The sequence below is a fragment of the Sphingomonas sp. genome, assembly GCF_026460985.1.
Classification (GTDB): domain Bacteria; phylum Pseudomonadota; class Alphaproteobacteria; order Sphingomonadales; family Sphingomonadaceae; genus Sphingomonas.
Genome location: NZ_JAPKNM010000018.1, coordinates 1 through 6430, shown reverse-complemented (window position 1 = coordinate 6430; position 6430 = coordinate 1). Strand labels below are relative to the sequence as shown.

Genomic DNA, 6430 nt, shown 5'->3' with positions numbered 1-6430 from the left:
GTTAGTGAGGGCCGCCCCATTCGGGCATGGTGAAGCTCACCACCTTGCTCTGTCCGGGGAACACATTGTGGTTCGCGTCGACCAGGTCGATCTTCACCTTGTGCGGGCCGGGGGGCAAGCCGAAGATGTCGATGGTGTTGCTGCCGCTCGTATCCGCCCACAACCATGGCAAGTCGTCGACGGCTACGTGCAAATGTCCCACGCGTGGTGACGCCTTCAGCGCCCCCTCACCAAGTACGGGGCCAATGCGAACATTCTCCGCGTGGTATTGAATCCAGACCAGGCCCTTCGGCAATCCTTCGGCAAGCGGCGGATCCACGATCAGTCTGGGCGCGGGCTCGTTCTTGATTTCTATGTAAGGCGTGGCGCCATGCTGCCATGCGGTTTGCGCCGAAGAACCCGTTGTCAGAGCGGTCGCCATTGCGGCCACCCCAAATGTCTTGATGTAGGCGCGCATCGGCCTCTCCCACCCATGAGTTGAGAATCGAACGCATACGCAACGCGTGCTCTCGACCGATGGGAAATGCTGGTACGCTACCGACCGGCGGCCACTGCGGGCTCTGACTCAGGGCAACGAGTCGGGTCAAGCGCGGCCGCTTGCGAACGCTGGCCGATCGCTTAGATCATCCTTATGTCGAAGCGTCGGGTCGTCGGGTGGCTGGACGAAAGGCCGCCATCGACCACCAGCGCGGCGCCGTTGACGTAGGAGGACTCGTCCGAGGCGAGGAATAAAGCGGCCTGGGCGATCTCCTCGGGCTCGCCGCCGCGGCCGAGCGGGTTGAGCTCGCCGATCCGGCGTTCCTGTCCCTTGGCCCGCGCCATGTCGTAGATCGGCCTGGTCATGCCCGTCTCGATCAGCCCCGGGCAGACGGCGTTCACGCGGATGCCCGTGCCCGAAAGCTGCTGCGCCGCCGATTGGACGAGGTTGATGACGCCCGCTTTCGATGCCGAATAAGCCGCGCCGCCCGCGCCCGACCGCAAACCGGCGACACTCGCGGTGCAGACGATCGACCCGCCGCCGCGTGCCTTCATGACCGGGGCCGCATATTTGATCGCGAGGAACGGGCCGATGAGATTGACCCGCAGGATTTCCGCCCAGTCCTGTTCGGTCTGCTCGGAGATGGACGCGAAGCCGCCCGATATTCCGGCATTCGCGAAGAAGATATCGAGCCCGCCATGCCGGGACATGGCCTCGGCGACCAGCGCCGTCACATCGCTTTCGCTTGCCGCATCGCAACGGATGTCCGCGCCTTCGCCGACGTCCGCTCCGACCACGGTTGCGCCTTCGCTCCGGAACAGCTCGACGGTCGCCTTGCCGATCCCCGACGCCGCGCCGGTGACGATCGCGACCTTGCCTGAAAGTCTCTGCATTGGCGGATCATAGCCAGCTGACATCCTTGCTGGTAGGCACCCGACATGGATTTCAGCCTTGGCTCCGCCGAGACCGAATGGCGCGACCTCGTGCGCGCGTTCATGGACGGCGAGGTCCGTCCGCGTGTCGCCGACTATGACGCGCAGCAGCGCGAGGGCGAGCGCTGGAAGGTCCTGCCCGTCATCGAGGAGCTCAAGGCCAGGGCCAAGGCGGAAGGGCTGTGGAACCTGTTCATGCCGCCCTCGCACGGCGCGACGCCGGTCGACGACAGCTTCGAGTTCGAAGGGCCGGGCCTCTCCAACCTCCAGTACGCGTTCTGCGCCGAGGAGATGGGCCGCATCCTGTGGTCCTCGGAGGTGTTCAACTGCTCCGCGCCCGACACCGGCAACATGGAAGTTCTTCACCGCTACGGCAGCCGCGAGCAGAAAGATGAGTGGCTGAAGCCCTTGATGGACGGCGAGATCCGCTCGGCTTTCCTGATGACCGAGCCCGGCGTCGCTTCGTCCGATGCGACCAACATCCAGTGCCGCATCGAGATGCGCGGCAACGAATATGTGGTGAACGGCCGCAAATGGTGGTCGAGCGGGGCGGGCGACCCGCGCTGCAAGGTCGCGATCCTGATGGGCAAGACCGATCCTTCGGCCGACACCCACAAGCAGCAGTCGATGATCCTGATGCCGCTCGACGCGCCGGGGGTGAACGTGGTCCGCCACCTGCCGGTGTTCGGATACGACGACGCGCCGCACGGCCACATGGAGATCGAGCTGAACGACGTCCGCGTGCCGCCGTCGAACGTGCTCTTGGGCGAGGGCCGGGGCTTCGAGATCGCGCAGGGGCGATTGGGGCCCGGGCGCATCCACCATTGCATGCGCACCATCGGCGCCGCCGAGGAAGCCCTCGACGCGATGGTGAAGCGGCTCATGTCGCGCACCGCCTTCGGCAAGACTCTCGCCGAGCAGGGGGTGTGGGAAGAGCGCGTGGCGAACGCGCGCATCGACATCGAAATGACCCGACTGCTGTGCCTCAAGGCGGCGGACATGATGGACCGGGCCGGCAACAAGGCGGCGCAGGGCGAGATCGCGATGATCAAGGTCGCCGCGCCGATCATGGCGCTTAAGGTCATCGACGACGCGATCCAGGCGTTCGGTGGCGTCGGGGTTTCGGAGGACACCGGCCTCGCGCGAGCCTACGCCTCAATCCGCACCTTGCGGCTCGCCGACGGGCCGGACGAGGTCCATCGCCGCGCCATCGCCCGGCTGGAGTATAAGAAGCACCGGTGAGCGAGAGCCAAATCGACGAGGCTGCGCTCGGCCGCTGGCTCGAGGCGAACGTCGAGGGGTTTCGCGGTCCGTTCGAGCTTGAGAAATTCGCCTGGGGCCAGTCGAACCCGACCTACCGGATTCGAGCGGCGTCGGGCGACTATGTGCTGCGCCGCAAGCCGTTCGGCCCGCTCCTGCCGTCGGCGCATGCGGTCGATCGCGAATATCGGCTGATCGCCGCACTCCACCCGCTCGGCTTTCCGGTGCCGCGGCCGTACGCCTTGTGCAACGACGCGCACGTGATCGGCGCGATCTTCTACGTGATGGAGCTGGCGAGGGGCCGCGCCTTCACGAACGGCGCTCTGCCCGACTTCACCGGCGGTGAGCGGCGCTCCATGTACGAGCAGCTGGTCGATACGCTCGCCGAGCTGCATAATATCGATCCGGACGCCGCCGGCCTCGGCGATTTCGGCAGACAAGGCAATTATTTCGAGCGGCAGGTCGCGCGCTGGACGAAGCAATATCGCGACAGCCAGACCGACGATTTGCCGGAGATGGAGCGGCTGATCGAATGGCTGCCGCGGACGCTGCCCGCGCAGTCGCGCACGTCGATCGTCCACGGCGACTACCGGATCGACAACGTCCTGTTCGACGATGGCCGGCTCACCGCCGTGCTCGACTGGGAGCTGGCGACCCTGGGCGATCCGGTCGCCGATTTTTCCTATCTCGCGATGCAGTGGATGATGCCGGCGGACGGCGGCGCGGGTCTCGCCGGCCTCGACCTCCCGGGGCTCGGCATCCCGAGCCTCGAAGAGATCGTCGAGCGTTACTCGGCCCGCTCTGGCGTGCCCGTCGCGGCGCAGCTCGACTGGTATTTCGCCTACAACCTCTTCCGCCTCGCCGGCATCGTCCAGGGGATCAAGAAGCGCGTGATCGACGGCACGGCGTCGAGCGCGAATGCCGCCGAGATGGCGAAGAAGGTCCCCACGCTCGCCAGCGCCGCGTGGGGATTTGCCGAGAAAGCCGGAGCCTAACGTCCCTTGAAGCTGGGCTGGCGCTTTTCGAGGAAGGCCGCGACGCCCTCGCGATAATCCTCGGTGAAACCGAGCCGTCGCATGGCGCCGGCCTGCCGCTCGAGCTCCTCGTCGAGGCTGTATTGCCAGCTCGACCGGAGCATCTCCTTGATCGCCGCGAGCCCGAGCGGCGGCAGCGCGGCGAGCTTCCCGGCGATCGCGCCGACTTCCGCGTCGAGCGCATCGTCGTCGACCGCCTTCCAGATCATGCCCCATTCCTCGGCTTTCGCGGCCGCCAGGGGCTCCCCCATGAGCGCGAGGCCCAGGGCGCGCGCCTGCCCGACGAGGCGAGGCAGGACCCAGGTGCCGCCGCTGTCGGGGATGAGGCCGATCGCCGAGAAGCTCTGGATGAACTTCGCCGATCGGGCGGCGACGACAATGTCGCAGGCGAGCGCGACGTTCGCCCCGGCGCCCGCCGCGACCCCGTTCACCCGCGCGATCACGGGCTGAGGAAGGCCGGTGAGGGTTCGGATCAGCGGGTTCCAGCAGGACTGGATCGTGTCGCCCAGGTCGACGGCCTTGCCTGGCGCGACCGCGCGATCGTTGAGGTCCTGCCCGGCGCAAAAGCCGCGACCCGCTCCAGTAAGCACGAGGACGCGCGAGTCGCCCAGGTTCGCCAGCGCATCGCGGAGCTCGGCGTGCATCAGCACGGTGAAGCTGTTGAGCCGGTCGGGCCGGTTCAGGGTGATTCGGGCGATGACGCCGGGTTCGAAGAGGATGGTTTCGTATTCGGCCATGGCGCTCGCTCCCCGCGTCATGCTGAGTTCATCCTGACAAACTGCCCCCGGCAGTTCGTCATGCTGAACTTGTTTCAGCATCCATTCTGGTGGCAGCACTGCCCTTCACGAAAATGGACCCTGAAACAAGTTCAGGGTGACGATAGGAAGGTAGTCATGAATCCCGACGAACTCGCATCGCGCGTGGCGCATCACATGCTCGCGAAGGAGGGCACTGGCCGGGCGTGGGATATCCGCATCGAAGAAGCGCGCGCCGATTATGCCAGGGTGTCGATGACCATCCGTCCCGACATGCTGAACGGCCATGGAATCGCGCATGGCGGGATGATCTTCGCGCTGGCCGACAGCGCGTTCGCCTATGTCTGCAACGGTTCCAATCACGCCAGCGTGGCGGCCCAGGCATCGATCGTCTTTCTCGACAAGGCGAGGGACGGCGAGACCCTGATCGCGGAAGCCAGCGAAGTGGCGCGCGAAGGCCGGGCGGGAGTGACGCGCGTCGCGGTCCGGACGGCGGACGGCCGGGCCATCGCCGAATTCACCGGATATTCGCGGACTATTGGCGGGGCGGTTGTAGAGTAATCCCGGTCTTGCGAAGCCGCAGCGCCTGCATCACCAGCAGGATGCCGCTGACGAAGGCGAAGATCGCGATCAGCCAGGCCGCCGACAGCATCGTCGCGGCCGGGACCGGCATTACGAAGACTATGATGGCGATCCCGAGCAGAAGCGAGATCAGTCCCGACAGTCCGAGCATGAGTTCGCCCTCGATCGCGCGCCGGAGGCGGATGGCGGCGGCAATTTCGAAGGTTCCGGCGATGATCGACCAGACGGCGAGCATCGCGAGCGTGACGTAGGCGTAGGAGATGGTCGCGACCGCGGGCAGGACGAGGAACAGCAGCCCGACGAGGATACCGGTCACCCCGCGAAAGATCAGCGCGCCCCAGCCCTTGTGCTCCTTCGTGCCCGGGATGCCGCTCACCAGCGAGGCGAGTCCATCGGCGAAGGCGTAGGCGGCGAAGAGCAAGGTGAAGGCGAACAGCGCGCTCAAGGGGAAGGCGATCGCCGCGAGCCCAAGCAACAGCGCAAGGATGCCGCGCAGCAGGAACCAGCCCCAATTGTGCGCCGGGACATGCGCTGCGCTCGCTTCGGGTGCGCTGGCCATCGTATCCTCCCTAGTCTTGTTCGCCGACCTTTCGGCAACGATGTGCCGAACCCGAGAGTTCTTGTCACGTGCCGCCTCATTTGAACCGCGGCGGCGCAGAGGCTACATCTTGGGGCCATGTACACGACCGAGCTTCAGAAGAGTGCGAAAATCGAGAATCTCGAGGACCCGGAGCTGCTCGAGGCATTCGAGGCGCGGGTTGCGGCCGACGAGTTCATCGAGCCCAAGGACTGGATGCCCGAGGCCTACCGTCGGACCCTCACCCGGCAGGTCAGCCAGCATGCGCACAGCGAGATCGTCGGCATGCTGCCCGAGGGCAACTGGATCACGCGCGCGCCGTCGCTTCGCCGCAAGGCGATCCTGCTCGCCAAGGTGCAGGACGAGGCGGGGCACGGGCTCTACCTTTATTGCGCGGCGGAGACGCTCGGCACGAGCCGCGAGCAGATGATCGAGGCGCTGCACAGCGGGAAGGCGAAGTACAGCACGATCTTCAACTATCCGACGCTGACCTGGGCGGACATCGGCGCCATCGGCTGGCTGGTCGACGGCGCGGCGATCATGAACCAGGTGCCGCTGCAGCGCACCAGCTACGGCCCCTACGCCCGCGCCATGGTGCGCATCTGCAAGGAAGAGAGCTTCCACCAGCGCCAGGGCTACGAGATCATGATCGCCATGGCGAACGGCACGCCCGACCAGAAGCGGATGGCGCAGGACGCGCTCGACCGCTGGTGGTGGCCGAGCCTGATGATGTTCGGCCCGCCCGACGAAAATTCGCCCAACACCGCGCAGTCGATGCGCTGGCGGATCAAGCGCGAGACCAATGACGAGCT

Annotated in this window: 8 protein-coding genes; 4 read left to right on the top strand and 4 right to left on the bottom strand. The window is 66.2% G+C overall.

Features of this window, described 5'->3' with window-relative positions:
* Position 1: 1 nt before the first annotated feature.
* Positions 2-457, bottom strand: a complete 456-nt coding sequence (locus tag MT490_RS03735; RefSeq protein WP_297384380.1) for a DUF6130 family protein — start codon at positions 455-457, stop codon at positions 2-4.
* A 161-nt stretch (positions 458-618) separates the two neighbouring features.
* Positions 619-1371: an SDR family NAD(P)-dependent oxidoreductase gene (locus MT490_RS03730; protein WP_297384379.1), complete on the bottom strand. Its 753-nt coding sequence runs from the start codon at positions 1369-1371 to the stop codon at positions 619-621.
* Between the two features lie 45 nt (positions 1372-1416).
* Here MT490_RS03730 and MT490_RS03725 point away from each other — a divergent pair, with 45 nt between their 5' ends.
* Both MT490_RS03725 and MT490_RS03720 read left to right on the top strand, forming a co-directional pair.
* Positions 1417-2652 (top strand): acyl-CoA dehydrogenase family protein, encoded by a 1236-nt coding sequence (locus MT490_RS03725; RefSeq protein WP_297384378.1) that lies wholly within the window; start codon positions 1417-1419, stop codon positions 2650-2652.
* A complete protein-coding gene (locus MT490_RS03720; protein ID WP_297384377.1) occupies positions 2649-3665 on the top strand; it encodes a phosphotransferase family protein in 1017 nt (338 codons plus the stop codon). The genes MT490_RS03725 and MT490_RS03720 overlap by 4 nt, the downstream gene beginning before the upstream one ends.
* Here MT490_RS03720 and paaG read toward each other — a convergent pair.
* Entirely contained in the window at positions 3662-4441 is a 780-nt protein-coding gene (gene paaG / locus MT490_RS03715; protein WP_297384376.1) for a 2-(1,2-epoxy-1,2-dihydrophenyl)acetyl-CoA isomerase PaaG, read from the bottom strand. The genes MT490_RS03720 and paaG overlap by 4 nt on opposite strands.
* A gap of 156 nt (positions 4442-4597) precedes the next feature.
* Here paaG and paaI point away from each other — a divergent pair, with 156 nt between their 5' ends.
* Entirely contained in the window at positions 4598-5020 is a 423-nt protein-coding gene (gene paaI, locus MT490_RS03710; protein WP_297384374.1) for a hydroxyphenylacetyl-CoA thioesterase PaaI, read from the top strand.
* Here paaI and MT490_RS03705 read toward each other — a convergent pair.
* A complete protein-coding gene (locus tag MT490_RS03705; RefSeq protein ID WP_297384373.1) occupies positions 4995-5600 on the bottom strand; it encodes a DUF308 domain-containing protein in 606 nt (201 codons plus the stop codon). The genes paaI and MT490_RS03705 overlap by 26 nt on opposite strands.
* A 117-nt stretch (positions 5601-5717) precedes the next feature.
* On the opposite strand from MT490_RS03705, the gene paaA reads away from it, so the two are divergent.
* Positions 5718-6430: 1,2-phenylacetyl-CoA epoxidase subunit PaaA (gene paaA / locus MT490_RS03700; RefSeq protein ID WP_297384371.1), on the top strand; the 713-nt coding region annotated here is incomplete at its 3' end.